The sequence below is a fragment of the Pseudomonas serboccidentalis genome, from assembly GCF_028830055.1.
In the GTDB taxonomy this organism is placed as follows: Bacteria; Pseudomonadota; Gammaproteobacteria; order Pseudomonadales; family Pseudomonadaceae; genus Aquipseudomonas; species Aquipseudomonas serboccidentalis.
Genome location: NZ_CP101655.1, coordinates 5,002,068 through 5,023,554, shown reverse-complemented (window position 1 = coordinate 5,023,554; position 21,487 = coordinate 5,002,068). Strand labels below are relative to the sequence as shown.

At 59.4% G+C, this 21,487-nt stretch carries 18 protein-coding genes, 1 tRNA gene and 2 pseudogenes; 8 read left to right on the top strand and 13 right to left on the bottom strand.

Annotated features, from left to right (window positions below):
- Window positions 1-151 precede the first annotated feature (151 nt).
- Window positions 152-274: pseudogene (locus NN484_RS22940) on the bottom strand (integrase); the annotation flags it as partial.
- 265 nt (window positions 275-539) lie between these two features.
- Between NN484_RS22940 and NN484_RS22935 the strand changes: the two are divergent.
- From NN484_RS22935 to NN484_RS22920, 4 genes and pseudogenes are all read left to right on the top strand, one after another.
- On the top strand, window positions 540-767 hold the full coding sequence (locus NN484_RS22935; RefSeq protein WP_215500287.1) for a hypothetical protein: 228 nt from the start codon (window positions 540-542) through the stop codon (window positions 765-767).
- Window positions 768-1,253: 486 nt separating this feature from the next.
- On the top strand, window positions 1,254-1,493 hold the full coding sequence (locus NN484_RS22930; protein WP_274657975.1) for a YceK/YidQ family lipoprotein: 240 nt from the start codon (window positions 1,254-1,256) through the stop codon (window positions 1,491-1,493).
- Window positions 1,494-1,821: 328 nt separating this feature from the next.
- Window positions 1,822-2,244, top strand: a pseudogene (locus tag NN484_RS22925) (cell wall hydrolase).
- On the top strand, window positions 2,244-2,756 hold the full coding sequence (locus NN484_RS22920; protein ID WP_274657974.1) for a lysis system spanin subunit: 513 nt from the start codon (window positions 2,244-2,246) through the stop codon (window positions 2,754-2,756). Before NN484_RS22925 ends, NN484_RS22920 begins: the two are co-directional and overlap by 1 nt.
- A gap of 166 nt (window positions 2,757-2,922) precedes the next feature.
- Here the strand turns inward: NN484_RS22920 and NN484_RS22915 are convergent, their stop codons facing one another.
- From NN484_RS22915 to NN484_RS22885, 7 genes are all read right to left on the bottom strand, one after another.
- Window positions 2,923-3,201 carry a hypothetical protein gene (locus tag NN484_RS22915; protein WP_215500284.1) on the bottom strand — a complete coding sequence of 93 codons (279 nt, stop codon included), beginning with the start codon at window positions 3,199-3,201 and terminating at the stop codon, window positions 2,923-2,925.
- Window positions 3,202-4,067: 866 nt separating this feature from the next.
- Window positions 4,068-4,748 carry a phytanoyl-CoA dioxygenase family protein gene (locus NN484_RS22910; protein ID WP_274657973.1) on the bottom strand — a complete coding sequence of 227 codons (681 nt, stop codon included), beginning with the start codon at window positions 4,746-4,748 and terminating at the stop codon, window positions 4,068-4,070.
- 13 nt (window positions 4,749-4,761) lie between these two features.
- Window positions 4,762-7,188 carry an SAM-dependent methyltransferase gene (locus NN484_RS22905; protein ID WP_274657972.1) on the bottom strand — a complete coding sequence of 809 codons (2,427 nt, stop codon included), beginning with the start codon at window positions 7,186-7,188 and terminating at the stop codon, window positions 4,762-4,764.
- 21 nt (window positions 7,189-7,209) lie between these two features.
- On the bottom strand, window positions 7,210-9,006 hold the full coding sequence (locus NN484_RS22900) for a DUF748 domain-containing protein (protein WP_164747808.1): 1,797 nt from the start codon (window positions 9,004-9,006) through the stop codon (window positions 7,210-7,212).
- Window positions 9,007-9,075: 69 nt separating this feature from the next.
- Window positions 9,076-10,755, bottom strand: a complete 1,680-nt coding sequence (locus NN484_RS22895) for a hypothetical protein (RefSeq protein ID WP_274657971.1) — start codon at window positions 10,753-10,755, stop codon at window positions 9,076-9,078.
- Between the two features lie 344 nt (window positions 10,756-11,099).
- Window positions 11,100-11,531 (bottom strand): bleomycin resistance protein, encoded by a 432-nt coding sequence (locus NN484_RS22890; RefSeq protein ID WP_274657970.1) that lies wholly within the window; start codon window positions 11,529-11,531, stop codon window positions 11,100-11,102.
- Window positions 11,532-11,889: 358 nt separating this feature from the next.
- A tRNA-Ser gene (locus NN484_RS22885) sits at window positions 11,890-11,977 on the bottom strand.
- A gap of 123 nt (window positions 11,978-12,100) precedes the next feature.
- Here NN484_RS22885 and NN484_RS22880 point away from each other — a divergent pair.
- A complete protein-coding gene (locus NN484_RS22880) occupies window positions 12,101-12,772 on the top strand; it encodes a Bax inhibitor-1/YccA family protein (protein WP_027613775.1) in 672 nt (223 codons plus the stop codon).
- Window positions 12,773-12,843: 71 nt separating this feature from the next.
- Here the strand turns inward: NN484_RS22880 and NN484_RS22875 are convergent, their stop codons facing one another.
- Together NN484_RS22875 and NN484_RS22870 are read right to left on the bottom strand one after the other, a co-directional pair.
- Window positions 12,844-13,170, bottom strand: coding sequence for a YceK/YidQ family lipoprotein (locus NN484_RS22875; protein WP_215500279.1), 327 nt, complete (start codon window positions 13,168-13,170; stop codon window positions 12,844-12,846).
- A 58-nt stretch (window positions 13,171-13,228) separates the two neighbouring features.
- Complete coding sequence (locus NN484_RS22870; protein WP_038368669.1) at window positions 13,229-13,666, bottom strand: Lrp/AsnC family transcriptional regulator; 438 nt, start codon at window positions 13,664-13,666, stop codon at window positions 13,229-13,231.
- A 150-nt stretch (window positions 13,667-13,816) separates the two neighbouring features.
- Here NN484_RS22870 and NN484_RS22865 point away from each other — a divergent pair, with 150 nt between their 5' ends.
- The gene (locus NN484_RS22865) at window positions 13,817-14,713 is read left to right on the top strand and encodes a DMT family transporter (protein WP_274657969.1); all 897 of its coding nucleotides are present in this window, start codon (window positions 13,817-13,819) and stop codon (window positions 14,711-14,713) included.
- Here the strand turns inward: NN484_RS22865 and NN484_RS22860 are convergent.
- From NN484_RS22860 to NN484_RS22850, 3 genes are all read right to left on the bottom strand, one after another.
- Window positions 14,700-16,589 (bottom strand): acyltransferase family protein, encoded by a 1,890-nt coding sequence (locus NN484_RS22860; protein WP_215500277.1) that lies wholly within the window; start codon window positions 16,587-16,589, stop codon window positions 14,700-14,702. The two genes, NN484_RS22865 and NN484_RS22860, sit on opposite strands and share 14 nt — an antisense overlap.
- A gap of 80 nt (window positions 16,590-16,669) precedes the next feature.
- Window positions 16,670-17,710 carry an FUSC family protein gene (locus tag NN484_RS22855; RefSeq protein ID WP_274659328.1) on the bottom strand — a complete coding sequence of 347 codons (1,041 nt, stop codon included), beginning with the start codon at window positions 17,708-17,710 and terminating at the stop codon, window positions 16,670-16,672.
- 46 nt (window positions 17,711-17,756) lie between these two features.
- Window positions 17,757-19,382 carry an NADP-dependent glyceraldehyde-3-phosphate dehydrogenase gene (locus NN484_RS22850; protein ID WP_274657968.1) on the bottom strand — a complete coding sequence of 542 codons (1,626 nt, stop codon included), beginning with the start codon at window positions 19,380-19,382 and terminating at the stop codon, window positions 17,757-17,759.
- A 343-nt stretch (window positions 19,383-19,725) separates the two neighbouring features.
- Here NN484_RS22850 and NN484_RS22845 point away from each other — a divergent pair, with 343 nt between their 5' ends.
- The gene (locus NN484_RS22845) at window positions 19,726-20,079 is read left to right on the top strand and encodes a c-type cytochrome (protein WP_215500275.1); all 354 of its coding nucleotides are present in this window, start codon (window positions 19,726-19,728) and stop codon (window positions 20,077-20,079) included.
- Between the two features lie 76 nt (window positions 20,080-20,155).
- Window positions 20,156-21,484: a D-arabinono-1,4-lactone oxidase gene (locus NN484_RS22840; RefSeq protein ID WP_164747819.1), complete on the top strand. Its 1,329-nt coding sequence runs from the start codon at window positions 20,156-20,158 to the stop codon at window positions 21,482-21,484.
- The last annotated feature ends 3 nt before the right edge of the window (window positions 21,485-21,487 follow it).

Sequence of the window (21,487 nt, the reverse complement as noted above, 5' to 3'; positions counted from 1 at the left end):
CCTGTTACAGACGACGGTTTTCAAAACCGCGATAGAAACCAGTAAATACGCGGCTTATAGCGATTTTTCGTTCCATTATTCTGATTTTCGAGCACCTTTACATGCCGCATTCTACAAGGGGCACGTTTCGAGTTATGGAACTCTTTTTAGTCTATTTTGACGGCTTCGCGATGGCGCCGACGCGGCAATGAACTCGCTCAGTAATGTCGCCTTTTGTGTGCTCAAGCAGCAGGCTGGTGTCACCCATATCGCTGATTTCCGAGGCCGCTTTCGGAAGTCCGGCCAGGTCTGTCGGCAGCGCTGGTGCGCCCGGTTGATTGATCGTTTCACTGAGGCCCCGGTAGGCACATGCTGTTCTTGCGAGTGATGACGCGGCGGCTAATTTCGGTGGGCACCTGATCGTGCTGTCGGACGTATGCGCGGGGGCTATTCATGGATTTCTCCAGCCAGGCGCCGCCCTCCGTGACCGATGGTGGCAATTTGGTTTGGATTAGGGTATTTGTGTTCGGCCCGGCATGGAGCCGGAACGAGGAGAATTTATGGGTGATGTTGTCGCGGATGCGCGTGCCAAGGCACTGGTTTCGTTTATGGAAGCTGCAAAGGAGCTGGGTATTGATCTCTTTGCTTTAGCTGAGCAAGCGGAAAGAGACGTGATGAAGAACTACGATGGCGGTCAGGCCTTGTACATCATTAACGAGATCAGAATCGCGCAGGTGGAGGTAGTGGGGAGGGGTAAAAAGGATGCTTCTGTAGGTCTGGCCGTTTAGGCGTCGTTCCGTGACCGGTTGTGGCAAGGTTTGATAACGAAGGTGGGCGTTGTGTAAAATCGCGTCGTCGCCCAGGTCCCGCTGTAGTTCCGCCAGACTCGATCTTGAAATGCTCGTGACACTTTCTCGCCAGGTTCATATGGTGTCGCGACACGCCTGAGCATCCAATCCCGAGTTTCGAAATCGGCTCCGATCAGAATCATCGGCAACCGCTGGTGAATGTTTGAACACCTCGGCCAGGTGTGCAAAATCCCGCCGTCTTCCCACCTGATCAGCCTACGTATCGAGAAAGTCGTCTTCCGGGATAGGCGTGCGTAGAGCTGACATGGTCGTCTCCAGAGTGGGGGGGATCCTACAACAGTCGGATGCACTCATCCGCTCCGCTGGTTGCCGTTAGGCACGGAGGGGAGTGTGTCGGGGATGGGTGACTAACTTTGCGTGGCTGCGTCTACGCAGTTCTGCGCAAAGAAGTAATAAGGACGTTACGTGATTCGAAAGGCGATTTTTCTGGTGCTGATTGCCAGCTTGAGCGGGTGCATGGCAACCGCTATGCGGATGGATTACGACAAGCACCGATGCCCCTACATCGGATTGCGGTTTGACTGGTGGCTGGTAGGCACATCCAAGGGAAAGCTGATTCCCTTTTTACTAATCGATGCGCCGTTTTCTTTGGTGGTCGACACCGTCTTTTTCCCTTTCGAATATCAATACAGCTGCAACTTTTAAGCTGCCGGGGCGGCCGCACTGGGGGAGGTGATTTGTCCGGGGCTCAACCGGCATTCGGCGGAAAGGGTAGCCCTATAGGCGACCTGTACGGAAGGCCATCGGAGGTCATTGTTTTCGGTGTGCCATGGCTCGATCGTACTCACCTGATCCTTAGGCACGGCAGTACAAATACGACAACTATCTGGACAACACGCCGATCCGCGATGCCAAGCCATATTTTAATCGGCGAATTGTATCGTCAGGCTTGTGTCTGAGCCGTAGAAACAAGGCTAAACGCCCCAATAGTTGCCCGCCACTGAGCGGGTATTTTTTTGTCTGGAGAAAAGTGATGGCTGTCACCGAAAAAGACCGCGACATCCTCGCTCGCGCAATCTGAGGCGAGGCTCGCGGCGAAGGGACGGCCGGCCAAGTGGCCGTGGCCTGGACGATCTGCAACCGTGTATTTGATGGAAAGGAAAAGTCTTGGTGGGGCGAGGGCTACGCCGGCGTTTGCCAGAAGCCGTATCAGTTCAGTTGCTGGAACAAGACCGACCCGAACTATCAGTTCCTGATCGGCGTGAAGGAAATCCCGTTTCGCGAGCTGGCGCAATGTCGGATCGCTGCTGACCAGGTGATCGACGGCAAGGTGCCAGATCCCACCGGCGGCGCCACGCATTACTACGCCACCAGCATCGAGGCGCCAGCTTGGGCGGCGAAGGCGAAGCAGACCCTCAAGCTGGGCGGGCACGTCTTCTTCAAGGATGTGCCGTGATGGTCGTTCCGTGGAAGACGGTGGGCGCAGTGGTGCTGGTGCTGATCGGTGCCGGCAGCGCCTGGCAGTTTCAGGACTGGCGCTACGGGAAGCAATTGGCCCAGCAAGCCCAGCAGCACGCCGAAACCCTCAATCAACTGACCCAGACCGCCGCGACAGTGCAGCAGGTCGAGCAGGACAAGCGTTTGGCGCTTGAGCAGCGGCGGGCTGTCAGTGAGCAAACCCACTTCGAGAAAATGACCGATGCTCAAAAGAACCAGGATCGCCTGCGCGATCGTCTTGCCACTTCTGATCTGCGGCTGTCAGTCCTACTCGACGCAACCGACACTGCCAAAGGCTGTGGGGTGTCAGCCACCGCTGGTGCCGGCGGCGTGGATCATGCAGCCGTACGCGCCCGACTTGACCCCGCGCATGCTCAACGAATTATCGCCATCACTGACGACGGTGACCAAGGACTGATCGCACTGGGCGCGTGCCGAGCCTATGTCAAAGAGGTTGCCACAGATAAGTAGTAGTTGTTTTCGAACATTATGCCAAATCTTAGCACTCAGCCGAAAAAACTCCTGCTGGGTAAGTCAGATGAGGGACTTCAGTGTTACTCCACACAGGAATGACCAACATCATGTACGATGTTGGTCATTTGGTATGTCTATTTATTGATTTTAAAGCTTTTCGATACTATTGAGCCTGCAAAGATAGTCGGGTAAGGGTTTCGCCGCGGTCCTTTACACGGTTGTCTTCTATGAGGATTTCGCTGTCAAAGGCAACGTAATATACACCTGCTTGGGATTGGCCTTTTATGGTCATCAAGTAACCTCTTGAGTCATTGCGTTTCCATCCTTCACCATCGCCGGGCTTCAGTGGGTAATAGGTATCACTGACGTCACTATCTGTATACCAAAAGCTGACTGCGACTTGGACCTCTCTGGTGGCCCCATTTGTGATTTTGATGCTCATATTCATATTCCTTTTTGAATTGAGTGTTCCATGAGTAGGCTCCCTATTTAAAATTCTGCAGACTTGTCATCTCCACTGATAATCAGTAGTTAGGTTGACTCGTCGAGGACTTTTATCTAGGGAAAAATGGAATGCATTTCTGTGGCTTTTTTAACCTGTAACTTTTATTGCATTGCACAGTTAAGACCATATACGAGTGAATGCAAGGCGCTCTGTGGTTTTCCCCGGTCTTGGTGTCTGCCGGCATGTTGAAGTGCGCCGATCAGGGCCGGCGCAGGGGCGTGACGTATCAGCAGGCCTGCGTGGCCTATGCACTGCTCAAGCCCCTACTGCAGCAATATCAGCCGTTATTCACGAATGCCCGCCGTGAATTTCACCGACAGGGTCGATCAAGTGCGCCCCTTGGTTCCAAGGTCTCAGCGTTCGAGGGGCGACGATTGAGTTTCTCGGGATTTCGTACAGAACCTGGCATAGGTCGACACGAAGCACGCTCACGATCTGAGTATTAGCTAAAGCTTTGTATATTTATCCGTAGCTATACGCAGAGGAGATGGGCGATGGTGATCGAAGTGTTTGTCGCCGCCGACGCAGCGCGAGGGTTGATGCTGTCGAGCATGTACGCTCGGAACTTGTTCGGGGGAGGGTAGTCGGGTGTTGCGTGGATCTCATGTGCTGCCGCGTGCGCAACGTCTTCCTGCTGACCTGATCTTCTGCGCAGCGATGCGCAAGCTGTAACATTTGGTCTATGGAGAGCTCAAGTCAGGCGTACCGTTTGATCCAAACTTCGCGCTTGCGCGATGAGAGAGTCAAGACGGTATTTACAGGTACAGCACTATTCCTATGGGAGCGAGCAGGGCCGCCGCAATCTACGCCCAGGTCGGCAGCGGCGAAGGCCGCGCTTCGCGTAAGCGCTCAAAGCTCGCGGTGGTGCCGCGATGGCAGGCGAAGCGCATGTCCATACTTACCCGCGTGACCTCGGTATGGTTGTGCACCGTGCCATGCGCCAGATACCCTCCATCGAAGATCAACGCCTGCCCATAACGCAGTGTTACCGGTGCGAAATCGCCCCGGCCATACCCAGTTTCGACATGCATCGCGCAACCCTCGTCAACATCGACAAAAGGCACCCACACGGTCAACTGATCGCTGCGCCGGGTAACCTGGGCGTCGCAGTGCCAGGCACTGACACTGCAGGTATGCGCAAGGTGCACCCGCCATTTCGGCTGGTTCGCATAGGCGATCTTTCCGCCAAACGCGGCCGCAATCACGCTCCGGGCAAAACCATGGTAGGCCTGGTACAACTGGCAGTCCTCGGCCAGCCCCTTCATCCGCTCGCGCAGGCGCAGGTTGGCGTGATAGCCGGCGCGCTCATCTCCGCGCCACTGTTCACACTCAGCCTGCGCCCGATGCAGTAGGGCCAGTTCGCTCACGCCATAAATGTCCCGCGCGACGATCTGCTGAAACGGGAAGGCCACGGTGTCGTACTCTACCCTGGCCATCCACACCCCAGCCGGCCCGCCGGCCCGTTGGTGACGAAACAGGTCCATGGCCTGCCACCCTTTAGCGCAGCACGGCATGCAACTGACGGTTCATAACCGCCGTGCTGCACGCATACTTCTGCCACTTCTGCCAGAGCATCAACCCGCCGCCTTCCTTGTTGGCCGCGGCGCAAAGCCGGTACAGCCACTCCCAGGCCTGCGCGGACAGCCCTTGATCGGACCATGGATTAACCGTCGGCAGCCTCCGCGCGCCCAGCCGCGCGCCGATGCAGTTGACCTTGCCGTTGGCCGGTAAGCCGATGCTACCGAACAGCACCACGTCGAGGGTGATCGGGTCCCAGAGCAGCTCCAGCGTGCCACTGGCAGCCATCGCAGGGCCGCCGCTCCAACTCAGGCGATAGTCCGCGAAGCGGCTTTCCCCCACGGCCTGGCTATTTACCGTCAGGCCCTGCTCCGACCAGTTGAGGACGACGGCCGGGCTGTCAGCGAGCTGGTTCCTCAGCACATAGCTGCCCCAGTATTCATCGGCGAGCGGCGCCTGCCGCTGGTAGAGCTGGCCCAGCTGCGGCGGCGCGCCCAGTGCCTGCAGGTCGAAGCGCGCGTCACCCACGCACAGCGACCAGCCGCTGATACTCAGCCCCGCACCTAGCGGCCGGCCATTGAGTTGGGCGACCACCTGCTGATCGCGCACGGCAATCTGCAGGCAGTCGCCCAACTGGTTGCGATGCGCGCCCACCAGATGCACCGGCGTCAGCCCGCCCGGATGCAGTTCGTTGGCGATCAGCGCATGCTCGGCCGGCAGGTTGTCCTGCTCGCCCCAGATCGAGCCGATCAGCCGGCGCTTGCGCCCAGGCCCGAGGTCCGTGCGCAGGAACCCGTTATGCGGGTTGCCGCTGGCCGCCGTCCACTTAAGAATGCCTTTCTCGTAGCGCGCCTGACACACCGGCTGGCCGTCGACGTATAGCAAGCACTGCTCGGGCTTGCCCAGGTCGCCGATGATCACGATCAGCCGCTGCGCCGCGGCGCTGAAATAGACTCCGGTCCAGGGCAGACTGTCGTGACGGTTGAGCAGGACGATGTCCTGCGCCAGGCTGCCGGCATCGAACTGCCAGCCCTGGAAGCGCGCGACTTCTTCCAGGTGCTGGCTGCCGGTGCTCTTGTCACAGGCCAGGCAGGCCTTGCGCACCTCGCCGGCGAGGCGTTTGCTGCGAAGCATCTGCAAGAGGAATGCCTTGTTGTTCGAGTCCTTGGCGAACACGCCCTTGGCGGCGATCTGCATGGCGCCGGGGTCGCCGGTGGCCAGCAGGCGTTTCTCGCGCCCGCTCAGACCGGGAAACACATCGCTGTCGACGGTGCCTCGCGGGTCGGCGGCAAAACGCTGGCGCAGGCCGATGTCGTTTTTCAGGGCGAGGATGAAATGGCTGGCGGGGGTAGACTCCTGCCAGTGATAGTCCAGCGGTACCTTGAAACTCTCGAACTGGCGGATCGCGGCCAGCTCGCGCGGGCCATAGCGGTCGACCTCGCGCTGCGGGTTGGTCGGCGTCTTGAGGATTTCGTGGTCCTTGAGCAGGCCCAGTCGAATTGCCATCTCGCGGTTGCTCGGCCGGCTGACCTTGGGTGCGATGTAGAAGGTGGAGATGCCGGTAAAGCGTACTTGCACTTGCGGGTCATGCAGGGCACTCAGCGGGAAATGCTCGACGATCGGCGCGACCCCCGGGTAGCGAGAGGCGATGTAATGGGTGATCGAGTAGTCGTCGCCATAATGCTGCTGCAGGTACTGCACCAGAATCGAGAAGTTCTCGTTGAGGTAGCCTTCACGGCGAAAGCCCATTTCTCCGATCAGCCCGACCTGCCACAGCACCACATGCAGGCTAGTGTCCGGCACCCGATCGCGCACCAGCATGTCGGTGGCTTCGTGGGTTTGCAGGCCGGGATGACAGGGGTCGATGCCGAGGTCGGCGCACAGACAGTCAAGGGCGCAGATGCCGGCACGCATTACCGCCCTGTAACCCTCGCGGCGGGCGATGGCGATCGCCCGGTGGGTCGACAGCACGAAGATCCCCGGGTGGCCATAGAACACAGCCACCACGTTCTCGCCCTGGCGCACCGGGTGCAGCATCGCCTCGCTCATCTGCATGTAGGTGTGATAGCGCACCTTGTTGTCGTCATAGAGCACGTAGAGGTCGAAGGCGTCCGGGCGCAGATGTTTGAGCCAGACCGTGGTGGCCGGGTCGGCGACACAATAGAAGACCTTGTCGGCAGCCTTGAGCAGTGCTTCGTCGCCGACGCTGAAGCCCATGGCCTCGATACCCGAGCCGATGATGGTCAACTGCCCGGCAGCTTGGCGCGTGGTAGTGGCCGGCGGCGTTTCCGAGGCCGGAAGTTGGCGGGCGATGTCGCGGGCCAGGGCTTCCCAGGCCTGGGCGTGTTCCTGCTTACTGGCATAGGCGGGTGCCGCCTCGGCTGACGTTGCTGTAGAACGGATCATGGGAAATTCCTCTCCTAAGGCTTAGCCGGCAACCCGATTAAGGTATTTGAGCGCGACGCTGCAACCGACCTTGATCGGCAACACCTGGCCCTTGTAGGTGTTGCCACCGAGCAGGATGTAGGCCTGGTCGGCGCTGCTGCAGGCGGCCATCTGGCCGACTAACGCGTTCTCGTCATCACTCGACCAGCGCCAGGCCTGCTGGGCATTGTCGGCGGCAGCATTGGCGGTCATCAGCACAGTGGCGATGTTCATCTGCTGGGTGGTGTTGTCCGGCTCGGCTTCCTTGACGTACTGGGCGAAGGTGGTCCAGCGTATCTGCACCGAGTTGGCTTCGTTGAGCATGCTGTTGACCAGCAGGCCGACGCCGGTCGACTGCTGTGGCGCAAGCGAGGCCAGGTACTGCTCGGAGGAGCTTTTCCAGGCGTTGAGCAACTGCCCGGCGGTCTGGAAGGCGACCATAATGGTGAGGTTCTCGACCAGTGCCGGGAAGCCTTTGGTCATGATCCAGTTGCCGACCTTGTTGACCAGGCCCTGGACCATTCCCGGTTCGACGTTGACGTCGGTGTCGATGTCAACGTCGACATCGGTGTCGGTCACGTCAACGTTGTCCACCACGTTGTCGGTGTCGATGTCGATATCGATGTCCACGTCGATGTCCACCACCAGCACATCGATGTCGATGTCGATGTCGATATCCACGTCGATGTCCACGTCAACATCAATGTCCACGTCAATATCGATATCCACGTCGACGTCCACATCCACATCGACGTTGATTGGGTCGACCGGGTCGCCGATATCGCCCAGCGGGTTGGCGTTTTCGCCCACCGACTGCAGGCGCTGTGACACGTTCTGGTAAAGCGTCTGGGCATTCTGTCCCAGCCATTTCAGGCCACTGGCTGCGCCTTGCAGCACGTGCACGGCCATGTCCACGGTCATGGCGATCTGCACACCCTCGAAGGCGATGAAGGCCATGTCGTAGGCCGCCGCCCACCAGGGAATGGTCGGCTGCTGGTAGGGCTGGGCGATGAATACGTTGCCGTTGTAGGTACCGGACCAGCACATCGCCAACTGATCGGGTTTGCCTTCCCAACTGAGGTCGCGCAGGGTGCCGGTGACGATCAGTCCGGAGGTTTTACCGGCGCCGCTGGAACTGAGTTGCAGGTTATACAAGGTCACGCTGGTCTTGGCGCCGAGACTGTCGGTGAAGGTCGCGCTGCCGTCCTGGATTAGCAAGGTGCCGACCGTGGTTTGCGGGAGTACCAATTGCCCTCCATTGGTGGTCGGTTCGTAGCAGTAGTAGGTGCCGCTCCAGGCGTAGAGCGAGTTGCCGGCCCAGAACGAGACGATGTTGAAGGCGTCGTAGTCGGCGCCTTTGTATGGGCTGGTGGAGAGCAGCCCGGAGACTTGCTGGTCGAGCGTGAGCATGTTCGCCGGGTCGGTCACCAGCGCACTGAACTGCAGCGCCAGCGGCCCATAGGGCTGGCTGACATAGCTTTGGTAGAAGGCCCAGGCGGCGTTGGTCGAGGCGAGGTCGGTGCTGGTGACGGTGGTGCTGAAGTTCTCATGGACCAGATCTGGAACGAACAGCTGTACCGGGAAATCATCGCTCTGCCGGGTCATTACCAGCCGCGGGAGGATTTCCGGGCTGGGGATCTGCGCGCTCTGCCCGGGGGCGACTGTGCCCAGTTGCTTGTACACCGGGTAGTAATCAGCGGGGTTGGTGCTTGGCGGATCGCCGACGGGTTGTGACATCGTGTCATAGACAACCAGGGTAAAATCCAGTTGGTTGACCACTGTGATCATTGTATTGGTCATGTTGGCGCTTCCATGTGCGCGACCAGCTACCCGATAGGTAGCCGATCTGGGGGAAATGAAGGGGGAGGGTCAGATTTCGATCGGCTTGAGGTCTTCATCGAACTCGCCGTCCTTGACGCCGTCTTTTTCCGCTTCGGTGTCTTCGTTCAGCTTCTGCGCGTCTTCGACCGCGATCTGTGCCTCGTCGAGTTGTTGCTTGAGTTCCTGGTTCAAGTGCTGGGCATTGGTCTCTATCGATTCGCCGATGGTCGTATGCGCGTCATTCACCGCGGTGGTGGCTTCGTTCAGTGCTTGCTGCATCTCGTCGGGAGTGAAGGCATCGTTCAGGTCGTCACGCGCCTGGGCGAGTTTGCTGGCCGCTTCGTTGAGCGCCGGGGTGTCGGAGATCCTCGCCAGATCCTCGATCTGCCCCAGTTGGGTATCGATGGAGTCGTTCAGACGATCGCGCTGCACGTCCGACAGCTCGGCAACCTGGTTGGCGCGCAGTTCCTCGATACTTGGGCCAAGCGCTGCGGGTTCTGGCACGTTCACTGGGTCCTGCGGGCCGAAGCGCTCGGCCATCTTGTCGAAGAATTCCTTCTGGTTGGCTTCCAGGCGGTCGGTGACCTCCTTGAGTTGCTGCTCCTGGGTTTTAGGCACTTCGCCGTTCCACTTGTTCTTGATGTATTTGCCCAGGGCGACGAGCTTGCTGCCGATCCATTCGGTGGCCATCAGCACGCCGACGATGAATGCGGTCGATTGCAGGAACTGGTAGAAATTCTTCGGGTGGAATAGCGCGTACCACTCGTTGCTGTCGTCGTTGGCCGGCAGCTGGAAGTTCAGACCGAGCACCGTGACACCGTTGATCGAACCGTGCAGGATCGGTAGCACCTCGGTGTCGTCGGTGTTGCCGCTGATCTGGCTCTTCACCGTGAACAGGCCCTTGAAGCACAGCGCTGGCACGTCGTCGGTGAGGCTGGAAACGAACTGTCCGTTGGAATAGAACAGTGGCGTGACCTGCTTGTGACTGTCGATGAAGCTGAGGATGTAGCCGCCGGAATGATCGGTGGGGTCGGCGGGTACTGGCAGGTTGCTCTTCTGCACCATGGTCAGGGTGCCGAGCTGGCTAGGCGAAGCGCTGTCACTACCACTACTGGCGGTACCGGGCGCGTATAAGAAATAGGTGTACTTGGCTTGACTCTGCGCCCAGCCGAAAGGGAAGGCGCTGAGGTAGGTCTGGGCGGTGGTCACTGTGACCACGTCGAGATCCTTGAACTTGCTGGTGCTGGCGAAGAACGCGCTCATCGCCGAGTCGATGCCCTGGTTCGAGGTGCTGTTGGAGGCGCTCTGCGCCGCCGCCGCGTAGTTCTGCGCCAGGATCGAGGACGGGTAGGCGGAGAGGGTCTGGATGAAGGTAAATGCGTTGGTCATGGTGGCGGCGTTTTGCGCCGTCACTGTTAGCGCCTGGGGGGAGCTGCCGATGGCTAGTAGCGAGGCATTACACACCGGATAGAGGTTGGCCGGGCGGGAATACAGCAGGTCGAAGATCACCTGGCCAGTTGCGCCGACCAGTACTACGTCGGCGGCCGCGGTGCTGGCGATGGTGCTATTGCCGCTGCTGGTTTTCAGCAGGCTCAAGGTCTGGTTGTAGACCTGCTGGGCGCTGGCGTCATCGTCGCTGTAGGCGCTGACTACGGCAAGGTCGCCGCCGCTCTGGTTGGTCACGGTGATAGTTGGGGTGTTGGTTCCGGATTTTTCGGCAACAGTCATTGCAGATCTCCTTTCCTTGGAAATGCTGAACCATCAGCAGAGGAAAGGAAGTGTAGTGTGGCGTTTTGCCCGTATTGGGCCCGGGTCAGACCGATTAGCGATTAGTTCGGCCGCTCCTTATTGCTGGCCCTGGGCGACACCTCACACATAGCGCTTAAAAGTGCGGAGCAGAACATCCGGGGCAGCAGCCAGTACGCAAAGCCGTCACCAGCGTCAATACCGAGGCAAACGCCAGATTGCGCATGGTGTTCCGTTGGCGCGGATCGCGGCTTTCGTTGGCCCCAATGGTCAGGAGAGACCGTTTTCGACCCAAAGCTGACGGTCGGCTTGGCTCAGATTCAGATTCACTTTGAGCAAGCCGGTCGCTCACCCAACCTCTCTACCAACCTTACGAGATAACCGTCGGGATCTTGGACGATGAATTCGCGCTGGCCTACTTCTACATTGTCAGCCCGATACCAGGTGTCCTTGCATTCTTGATAGAGCGGACATCCAGCCTGATCAAGTATTTGGATGATGGGTGCGACAGCCTCAACATCAATCTGTAGGTTGATGCCTCTTCCAAACGGCTTGGTCAACGGCGCAGTCAGCCACTGACCCGCGTCCGAATCAACCTGCTCAAGCATTACTTGAGCACCATTCAAATCAAGATATGCAAATCCATCTTCCGGGCGTTGATAAGTTACTTTGAACCCCAAACGAGAAACCCAAAAAGCCAGGCTGCTATCCAGGTTGGTGACCAATAACTCCGGAATCAGTTTGTTACGTTCGAACATGAGATGACTTCCATTTCAAAAGGCTCGTTTTGGCGGGCGGGCAGGTTCTGCACTGATGGCTTCGATACCACGACGGGATCGTGGCGAGCGCGATGATGCACGCTCGGGTGGGAATTATGGAGTCGTGTTGCGTCGACCGGTTGAATCCACAGCAGAAAGTAGCCTTGCGCCTCACTCTAAACTCGTCCATCTCATCAAATCTGGCGCTTGAAAAATTGACGGGAAGAGGGCGGTCTGGAATGTAGGGTTGCGGAAATGCCCGAAAAGATGCGGAAACGATCCAGGAAGCGAGAACCCACAATCTCAAACCCCAGAAACGACAAAGCCCTGAATAATCAGGGCTTTGTCGTACATAAGATGGCGGAGGCGATGGGATTCGAACTCATGGACCTGTTACAGTCGACGGTTTTCAAGACCGTTGCCTTAAACCACTCGGCCACACCTCCGTTTGCGTTGCGGGCGCCATAATACCTGAATGAAACACACTGTCAAACTCTGTGCATGGCTTGTTACAGAGCGTCTGTTATGATCTTTGCGACTGAACGTTTCAAACCAACAGGAGTGTCGCCATGCGCGAACAGGATTACGCAGTTCACAACAGCGTGCAGGCTGAGCAGCTAGAGGTTAGCCGCGTCCTGCGCAACACATACGGCTTGCTCGCACTCACCCTCGCATTCAGCGGTGTGATGGCTTTCGTGGCCCAGCAGATGCGCGTCGGCTACCCGAACATTTTCGTGGTGCTGATCGGTTTCTACGGGCTGTTCTTTCTCACCAACAAACTCCGTGATTCCGCGTGGGGCCTGGTGTCCGCGTTCGCGCTGACCGGTTTCATGGGTTTCCTGCTCGGCCCGATCCTCAACCGTTACCTGGGCATGCAGGGCGGCGCTGAAGTGGTCAGCTCGGCATTCGCGATGACCGCGCTGGTGTTCGGCGGTCTGTCGGCTTACGTGTTGATCACCCGCAAGGACATGAGCTTCCTCGGTGGCTTCATCACCGCGGGTTTCTTCGTGTTGCTGGGTGCAACGCTGGCGAGCATGTTCTTCCAGATCAGCGGTCTGCAGCTGGCGATCAGCGCAGGTTTCGTGCTGTTCTCGTCGGTGTGCATCCTGTTCCAGACCAGCGCCATCATCCACGGTGGCGAGCGTAACTACATCATGGCGACCATCAGCCTGTACGTATCGATCTACAACCTGTTCATCAGCTTGTTGCAGATCTTCGGCATCATGAGCCGTGACGACTGATCGCTGTCCTGAAATAACGAAAAACCCGCTTAGGCGGGTTTTTTGTTGTCTGCGAAAAACAACAGGCGCGATCAGTTGATCACGATGCTGCCATCGGTCTGTTGCTTGTAAATCGTGTAGGGCAGCAACAAGGTATCGAGCACCCCCGACACCGCTGCATCGACCACCAGGCCGGGGGAGGCGTTGTTGTAGTTGAACGCATCGACGTCATCCGGTCGTTCTGCGTGCAGCATGCAAAAGTCGTAGGTTGCTCCGCTGTAGATTCGCGGTACGGCGCCGCAGTAGGTTTTTTTTGCCTTCAACTGGTCGACGGAGGCTTTGTCGCTGAATGCTACGGTCTGCACCGTCCCGCACCCGGTGAGCATCAATGCCGCCAGTAGCACTGTCTGAATGTTCATTACCGCCAATCCTTCGCCGGAAAAACCTCAATCTACGCCGAACATGCGTTAAAAGCACTCACGCCATCGGCGGCAACCGGCGTTTGACCGGGGTTTTCTTGACGATCGCGGTGTTGGTCTCTGCCAGGGTGTTGAGCCGGTCAAGCAGGGTGTCCAACTGCTCCATCGAACGCACGTGCAGACGGGCGATGAAGCAGTCTTCGCCCGTGACTTTGTCGCATTCGGTGAACTCCGGAATCGACATAATCTGCCGCTCCACTTCCTGTAATTGCCCAGGCAGTGGCCGTACCCGGACGATGGCCTGCAATTGATAACCGAAGCATTTGGGGTCGATTTCGACGGTATAACCCTTGAGCACGCCGCGCTCTTCCAGGCGGCGTAATCGTTCGGCCACGCTGGGCGACGACAGGCCGCTGATCTGCGCCAAAGCCTTGAGCGAGCGGCGCGAGTCTTCCATCAAGGCACTGATGAGGATCTGGTCGATATCGTCGGTCATGGGGTAACTCCGGTATTAGGCATTTGAAGGAAACCACCCGCGATAAAAAAGGTAGAAATCGAGTTTAGCCTGCTTTTTGCGCTGGAGGCGTGCGCTGTCGGCTTGGCATACTTTTGCCACGCTTTCGTCAAACGCTTAGGGAGAACGATGATGGACAACACAATCCGGCGCGGCTCGTTTGAAATGACCGCTGCCATGCTGATTTCCGGGACCATCGGCTGGTTCGTGCTGGTGTCCGGGCAACCGGTGCTGGACGTGGTGTTCTGGCGCTGTGTGTTTGGTGCCGGCACCTTGCTGCTGATTTGCGCCGCGTTCGGCTTCCTGCGCCCGGGCATTCTGACCCGCACCACGTTCCTGTTGGCGGTTCTCAGCGGCGTCGCGATTGTCGGCAACTGGGTGCTGTTGTTCGCCTCGTATTCCCGGGCTTCGATTGCCATCGGCACCGCGGTCTATAACGTGCAGCCGTTCATGCTGGTCGGCCTGGCGGCGCTGTTTCTCGGTGAGAAGATCACTCTGCAGAAGCTGTTCTGGCTGGCGATTTCCTTTCTCGGCATGTTGGCGATCGTCAGCGCCCACGGCGGGCAGGGCGAGAGTGGTGGCGACTATCTGTTGGGGATTGCGCTGGCGCTGGGTGCGGCGTTGCTCTATGCGATAGCGGCGCTGATCATCAAGCGCCTGACCGGCACGCCGCCGCATCTGATCGCGCTGATTCAGGTCTGCACCGGGGTGTTGTTGCTCGCGCCATTTGCGCACTTCAATGGCTTGCCGCAAACGGGCGGCGCGTGGGCCAGCCTGGTGACGCTGGGCATCGTCCACACCGGCCTGATGTACGTGCTGCTGTACGGCGCGATCCAGAAACTGCCGACGGCCCTGACCGGTGCGCTGTCGTTCATCTACCCGATTGCGGCGATCTTCGTCGACTGGTTCGCCTTCGGCCATCGCCTGGAACCGCTGCAATGGCTGGGTGTGGCCGCGATTCTGCTGGCCGCCGCCGGGATGCAGCAAGGCTGGGGTCTGAAAGCCTGGCGTCAGCTCAAATCGGTTTGATCAGATCGCGGAACAGTCCTTTCAACTGCTGGTTGCCGGCATCCACCAGATGGTTGTCATCAAAATACAGCGGCACGCCGTTCCTGGAACCCATGCAATTGCCGTCGGGGCACAGATACGGCGTCGGGTCGATTACCGTCGCGTGGCAGCGCCTGGCCGCTTCTTCAATTGTTGCGATGGCGATGCGGTTGCGCTTCTCATACGCCTGCAACGGCAGTGAAATGTCGCTGATTTGTCGAAACAATCGCTGATTCAGGTTCAAGCCCTTGTAGACGCTGAATGGCATTTCCGGGATCGGTTTGACGATATAGACCGGGTGGTTTTCTGCGATCGAGCAGACGGTGCTGACGTACTCTTCGGTGTAAGCCTCGGCAAACGGCACCGGCCGCTCGGGAAAGGAAATCCGATAGCTGTTTTCCCGACCCGAATCCGCGTACAGCGCCGCACGACTGAACAGCACCACGGGAATGCCCGTGTAGGCGGTTTTGAGCTGCTGCAGCTTTTCCTGATTGAAGCCCCGGCATTGGCTTTCGACGGTTTTGTCGTGCATTGCAAAATGGGCCAGGGTCGGGCAACCGCCCCGCGACCATGACAGTGCCGCCTGAGGGTTTTCCATCTGCACCGCCGCCGCCGTGGATTGTGCATGACTGTCGCCGTACAGAATCACCGACACTTCGCCCGTGCCCAGTTTGCAATCCGCCGCCGCATAGGTGTTGGCGTAGCACTCCTGTGGATACAGTTTGCTGGTGTATTGCGGCTGGCCGAGTTCGACCAGCGCCGGGCGCCAATCGGGGTGTTGCTTGACCAGCGAAGACATCACTGCCGACAGGGCAACCACACCCACCGTCAGCGAAGCGAACTTGATTACCGTGCGTGTCGCTGTCGGACCTTTTCTCACCTTCGATTCAACCAGGTAGAAGGAGAGGGCGCCGAGAGCGAGCGACGCGATGACCGCGCCGATCACGTGCGGCCAACTGGTCAACAGCCCGCACAGGTACAGCAACACCACCAGCGGCCAATGCCACAGGTACACCGAGTAGGAAATGCTCCCGATAAATTGCAGCGCAGGATTGCTGCTGAACAGCGACCGGGTATTGCCGTGAATCACCAGCATCGTCCCGAGCACCGGAACCAGTGCCAGATAACCCGGCCATAGATCCTGTTCGGAGAAGCACAGCACACTGGCGGCAATCGCCGCCAGTCCAAGCACCTCGCCGATCAAACCGCCGCGCAGGCTGAGCCGCAGGGGAAACAGAAAGACCAGCCCGCCAGCGATCATTTCCCACGCCCGGGTGGGCAGCATGTAGAACGCGAAGGTCGGGTTGAGGCCAGTCACAACGATGGACGCACAGAGCGAGGTCAGCGCCAGGGCGATCAAGGCAAAGCGGGTTCTGTCGGCGCCGAAAAACCGGTGCAAGCCCATGATCAACACCGGATACAACATATAGAACTGCCACTCCACCGACAGCGACCAGGTGTGCAGCAACCAGTTTTCATGCAGCGGCGCCGCAAAATAGTTGCCGCTCTGGGCGAAGCTGAAGTTCGAGCTGAACAGCAGGCTGCTCTTGATCGTGCGGATCGTCTCGCGCAAGTCGTCCAGTGGCAGATACACGTAGCCGAAGATCAGCAGCGCAATGCACAGGGTCAGCAGGGCGGGAATGATGCGTCGGGCACGCGAGGCGTAGAAACCGAGGAGGGAAAAATTCTGTTGTTGCACGCCGTTGAAGATGATGCCGGTCATCAGGAAGCCGGAAATGACGAAGAACACGTCTACGCCAACGAACCCGCCCTCAAAACCTGGAATCCTGAAATGGAACAGCACGACCGCCAAAACGGCGAGCGCACGTAACGCATTGATATTCGTCCTGAACTGCATTTTGCATCCATGTACACATCCGTTGTGAGCCGCATTGTAGTGATGATGTCGGCTTTGTTACATGGGTTTTTTCCGAGAACTCAGATGTTCCAGCGCGGCGCGGTTTTCCCCAGGCGTTGGCGCAGTTCGCCGATGTTGGCCGCCAGTTGCCGGGTCAGCAGACGGTAGCCGTCCAGGGTGCTGTAGACCGGCGTGTCGAGGCTGGCGTCGGGCAACTCGAGCGGGCGTTCCAGGCGTTGCGCCGCGCCGGACTTCAAGGCCCGGGCCATGCCGATCAGTTGCACGCGAATCACCCGGTGCTCGGCCCGCAGCGCCGATTGCAGGTGCGCCATGGCGTCGGGGTCATTGGCATCCGGTCGAGTGTTGCCGAGGATTTCCAGGGTGCTGACGCACATGCGCAGGTTGCGTTGAATCGCATCCAGCTCAGTCATGGAAATCTTCACTTCCTTGGACACCGAGGGCATCAGCGAGCGCAGTTGCACCATCACCGTGGTCACCCGGCCCATCAGCTTCAGGTGTTCATCGGCGCTGACCGGTTGGCCGCTGATGATCCGCCCGTACAGCGTGGCGCAGTCGCGCAAGGCATCGGCCAGGTTGTAGCGCCACGAATACACCGCGTACAGCGGCAGGGCGAAGGAGAATGCGAGGGCCAGGGCGATGCCGATCAGGATGTCGACCCCGCGCCACAAGCCGTCGGTGATCGGATTGTCGCCATGCCCGGCGACAATGAACACGGTGATCGCCGAGAGCAGGGCGGTATAACCACCCTTGCCGATGGCGTGATAGGAGAAAAATCCGCAGACCACTGCCATGGCAAAGTACGTCAGCCATGGCAGGCCCAGCCACGCCTGTTGCGCCACCAGCACCAGACCGACGCCGGCACCGATCAGCGTGCCGGTGGCGCGTTCGGCGGCTTTCTTGCCGATGTTGCCGTGGTGTTGCAGACCGCCGATCACCACCAGCATGGTCACCGAGGCCCACTCACCGTGGGGCAGGTTGATGCCGGTGGTCAGCAGGATGGTCGCCAGCAACCCCAAGGCCACGCGCACCGCGTGAATGAGCCGGGCGTGCTGGTAGCGGCGGTACGGGTCCAGCAGCGGACGCAGGATTCGCCGCAACAGCGGTGGCAGTCGGTGGGTGCTGAATATACTCAGTGCAAGGTCCTCGTCAGAAGATGTAGTCGGTGGTCAGGAAGCTCGAATCGCGGCCGCGAATGATCTCGCTGAGCAGATCCTTGTTGCTGTCCTGGAATTTGGTCGCCACCAGCGTGCGGATCGAAAACACCCGCAATGCATCATGTACCGACAGCGTGCCCTCGGCGGAGTTCTTGCGCCCGTTGAACGGGTAGGTGTCCGGGCCGCGCTGGCACTGGGCGTTGAGGTTGATCCGCCCGACCTGGTTGGCGAAGGTGTCGACCAGTCGGCCGATCGCCACCGGGTTGGTGCCGAACAGGCTCAGTTGCTGGCCGAAATCCGATTCCAGTACGTAGTCGATTACGGTATCGAGGTGACGGTACGGCACGATCGGCACCACCGGGCCAAATTGTTCCTCGTTGTACACGCGCATCTGCGGCGTTACCGGGTACAGCACGGCCGGGTAGAAGAACGATTCGCGACTTTCGCCGCCGTTCGGGTTGACCACTTGCGCGCCCTTGCTCTGCGCATCGGCCACCAGGCTGTGCAGGTAATCGACCTTGCCCGACTCCGGCAAGGGTGTCAGTGCCACGCCGCTGTCCCAAGGCATGCCTGGTTTCAGCGTCGCCAGCTTGGCGTTGAATTTCTCGATGAAGGCGTCGACCACGTCTTCATGCACGAAGAGGATCTTCAGCGCGGTGCAGCGCTGGCCGTTGAACGACAGCGAACCGGTCACCGCTTCATTGACGGCGTTGTCCAGATCGACTTCCGGCAACACGATGCCGGGGTTCTTCGCATCCAGCCCCAGGGCAGCACGCAAACGGTGCGGTTTCGGGTGCAGCTTTTTCAGGTCGCTGGCGGCCTTGTTGGTGCCAATGAAGGCGAAGATGTCGATCTTGCCGCTGGCCATCAGCGCGCTGACCGTTTCGCGGCCGCTGCCGTAGATCACGTTGATCACGCCGGTGGGGAAGCTGTCGCGGAACGCTTCGAGCAACGGGCGGATCAGCAGCACACCGAGCTTGGCCGGCTTGAACACCACGGTGTTGCCCATGATCAGCGCCGGAATCAGCGTGGTGAAGGTTTCGTTGAGTGGATAGTTGTAAGGCCCCATGCACAATGCCACGCCAAGCGGCACGCGGCGGATCTGGCCGAGGGTGTCCTGTTCCAGCTCGAAACGGCTGGAGCGGCGGTCGAGTTCTTTCAGTGCGTTGATGGTGTCGACGATGTAGTCGCAGGTGCGATCGAACTCTTTCTCCGAGTCCTTGAGGTTCTTGCCGATCTCCCACATCAGCAGTTTCACCACCGCATCGCGCTGCTGGCGCATGCGCCCGAGAAACGCTTCAACGTGCTGGATGCGTTCGGCTACGCGCATGGTCGGCCACAGGCCCTGACCGCGATCGTAGGCCCGCACGGCGGCGTCGAGGGCGGTGAGGGCCGTGTCGGCGTCGAGCAGCGGCGTGCTGCCGAGGATCACTTGTTCAGCGCCATTTTCGCTGTGCAGGTACACAGGGCTGCGCACCTGGGCGAGCGGGCCGTCCCAGCGCCGCAACTGACCATCGACGAGGTATTCGCGTTGCTCGACCTGACCGTCGAGGCGGTATTTTTCCGGGATGTCGCTGACAGAAGGGAACAGGTTGCCAAGGATGTTTGCTGTGGTCATGTCGCTACCCCGTGTTGATGTCCGCATACAGATCAAAAAGTCTTTACAGGTTATACGCCTGAATACGTTGAAATTTAAACCCGCGAATGTCACGCGAATGTCACGCGAAGGCCCGGAACAGAGCGGCAATGCCCACACCCAACCCTGTAGGAGCTGCCGAAGGCTGCGATCTTTTGATCTAGCTCTTGAAAAACAAAGTCAAAAGATCGCAGCCTTCGGCAGCTCCTACTGGGGGGATGTCCCCGGATGGCCCCCTCGTTGTCCCGCAATGCCCTCAACCCGCTGACGTCGCTGCCTTAAGGTGTGATCACAACAATAAGCGATGCCACCCTTGAGGATCGTTATGCGGGCCATCCGATTCACTTTACTGCTGGCGCTGTCCATGACGCTGTGCGGCTGCGGCGAAAAAGCCGAGCCGCCAGCGACCACTCGCAACGCCACACCGTCCGACCCGGCACTGGCGCAGATCTACACCAACAGCTGCCAGCTGTGCCACGCCAACCCGGCCGCCAACGCACCGCTCACTGGCGATCGCAAAGCCTGGGAACCGCGAATTCGGCAGGGCGTCGACACGCTGCTCGACCACGCCATCAATGGCTACAACGGCATGCCGCCGATGGGCCAGTGCATCGAATGTTCGGAAGAACAATTCCTGCAACTGATCGGCTTCATGGCCGACCAGCCCCTCCCACAGTAAGGGCCCGCGCATGACCATGGATCTGACACGGCGTCAGTTGTTGCAACGGGCAAGCATCGTTGGCGCGTTCAGTGCACTGGCGGCGAACCCGGCATTGGGCCAGTTGATGCGCGCACCGCGACTGATCCCCTGGCGTAACTGGTCAGGCGGGCAGAGTTGCCTGCCGGCAGCGCGACTGGCGCCGAAAAATCTCGATGAACTGACGACGGTAATTCGCCAGGCCCAGGGCAAGATTCGCCCGGTCGGTTCGGCACATTCCTTCAGCGCCCTGGTGCCCACCGATGGCACGCTGCTGTCGCTGAGCTACTTCAACGGGCTGCTTGATCACGACGCGAAAACCCTGCAAGCCGAATTCGCCGCCGGCACGCCGATGTCGCGCATGGGCGTGCCGTTGAAGGGCGTCGGTCAGGCCCTGCAAAACATGGCCGACATCGATTACCAGACCCTCGCCGGAGCCATCGCCACGTCCACCCATGGCACCGGCAAAACCTTTCAGTCGTACTCGGCGCACGTCTGCGGCATGCAACTGGTGACGGCCAGCGGCGAGGTGCTCGACTGCGACAGCCAGCGCCATCCCGAGGTATTCAACGCCGCGCGCGTCTCCCTCGGTGCACTGGGCGTGGCGACGAAAATCCGCCTGCAAAATCGCCCGGCCTATCGTCTGCGTGAACGGCAGTGGATCGCCAAGACCGAAGAATTGCTGGAAGACCTCGACAAGAACACCCGGGAAAACCAGCACTGGGAAATGCTTGTGGTCACCCATTCCGACTATGCGCTGTCCATCGCCCTCAACGAAACCAGCGACCCGGCCACACCGCCGATTCCGCCCGAAGAGGAGGGCGGCAACGAGTTCGTGACCCTGATCGAGAAGATCGACAAATACGGCAGCGACTTCCCTGACATGCGCCGCACGCTGCTCAACAGCCTGCGCCATCTGGCCAGCTTCGATGATCGGGTGGGCGACTCGTTCGACATCTACGCCAACGTGCGCACCGTGCGTTTCAATGAGATGGAGTACTCGGTGCCCGCCGAACACGGCCCGGCCTGCCTGCGCGAAATCCTCAAGCTGATTCAGGACAAGGACCTGCGCACCTGGTTTCCCATCGAGTACCGCTACGTCAAGGCCGACGACATCCCGCTGAGCATGTTCGAGGGCCGCGACAGCTGTTCGATCTCGGTGCACCAGCATTACCAGATGGATCATCACAACTTCTTCGCGGCGGTCGAGCCGATCTTCTGGAAGTACAACGGCCGGCCGCACTGGGGCAAGCTGCACACGCTCAACGCGAAGAATCTACAGCCGCTGTATCCGCGCTGGCGCGAGTTTATCGATGTGCGTCAGGCGCTCGATCCAAGCGGGCGCTTTCTCAATGCGCATTTGTCGTCGATTCTGGGGGTGAACTGATGG

Coding starts and splice junctions, on each gene's coding strand:
- NN484_RS22890 (WP_274657970.1), bottom strand. CDS start 11,531: ATGTTCGAACGTAACAAACTGATTCCGGAGTTATTGGTCACCAACCTG.
- NN484_RS22910 (WP_274657973.1), bottom strand. CDS start 4,748: ATGGACCTGTTTCGTCACCAACGGGCCGGCGGGCCGGCTGGGGTGTGG.
- NN484_RS22850 (WP_274657968.1), bottom strand. CDS start 19,382: ATGACCACAGCAAACATCCTTGGCAACCTGTTCCCTTCTGTCAGCGAC.
- NN484_RS22875 (WP_215500279.1), bottom strand. CDS start 13,170: ATGAACATTCAGACAGTGCTACTGGCGGCATTGATGCTCACCGGGTGC.
- NN484_RS22905 (WP_274657972.1), bottom strand. CDS start 7,188: ATGATCCGTTCTACAGCAACGTCAGCCGAGGCGGCACCCGCCTATGCC.
- NN484_RS22915 (WP_215500284.1), bottom strand. CDS start 3,201: ATGAGCATCAAAATCACAAATGGGGCCACCAGAGAGGTCCAAGTCGCA.
- NN484_RS22900 (WP_164747808.1), bottom strand. CDS start 9,006: ATGACCAATACAATGATCACAGTGGTCAACCAACTGGATTTTACCCTG.
- NN484_RS22895 (WP_274657971.1), bottom strand. CDS start 10,755: ATGACTGTTGCCGAAAAATCCGGAACCAACACCCCAACTATCACCGTG.
- NN484_RS22845 (WP_215500275.1), top strand. CDS start 19,726: ATGCGGGCCATCCGATTCACTTTACTGCTGGCGCTGTCCATGACGCTG.
- NN484_RS22865 (WP_274657969.1), top strand. CDS start 13,817: ATGGACAACACAATCCGGCGCGGCTCGTTTGAAATGACCGCTGCCATG.
- NN484_RS22880 (WP_027613775.1), top strand. CDS start 12,101: ATGCGCGAACAGGATTACGCAGTTCACAACAGCGTGCAGGCTGAGCAG.
- NN484_RS22860 (WP_215500277.1), bottom strand. CDS start 16,589: ATGCAGTTCAGGACGAATATCAATGCGTTACGTGCGCTCGCCGTTTTG.
- NN484_RS22935 (WP_215500287.1), top strand. CDS start 540: ATGGGTGATGTTGTCGCGGATGCGCGTGCCAAGGCACTGGTTTCGTTT.
- NN484_RS22920 (WP_274657974.1), top strand. CDS start 2,244: ATGGTCGTTCCGTGGAAGACGGTGGGCGCAGTGGTGCTGGTGCTGATC.
- NN484_RS22870 (WP_038368669.1), bottom strand. CDS start 13,666: ATGACCGACGATATCGACCAGATCCTCATCAGTGCCTTGATGGAAGAC.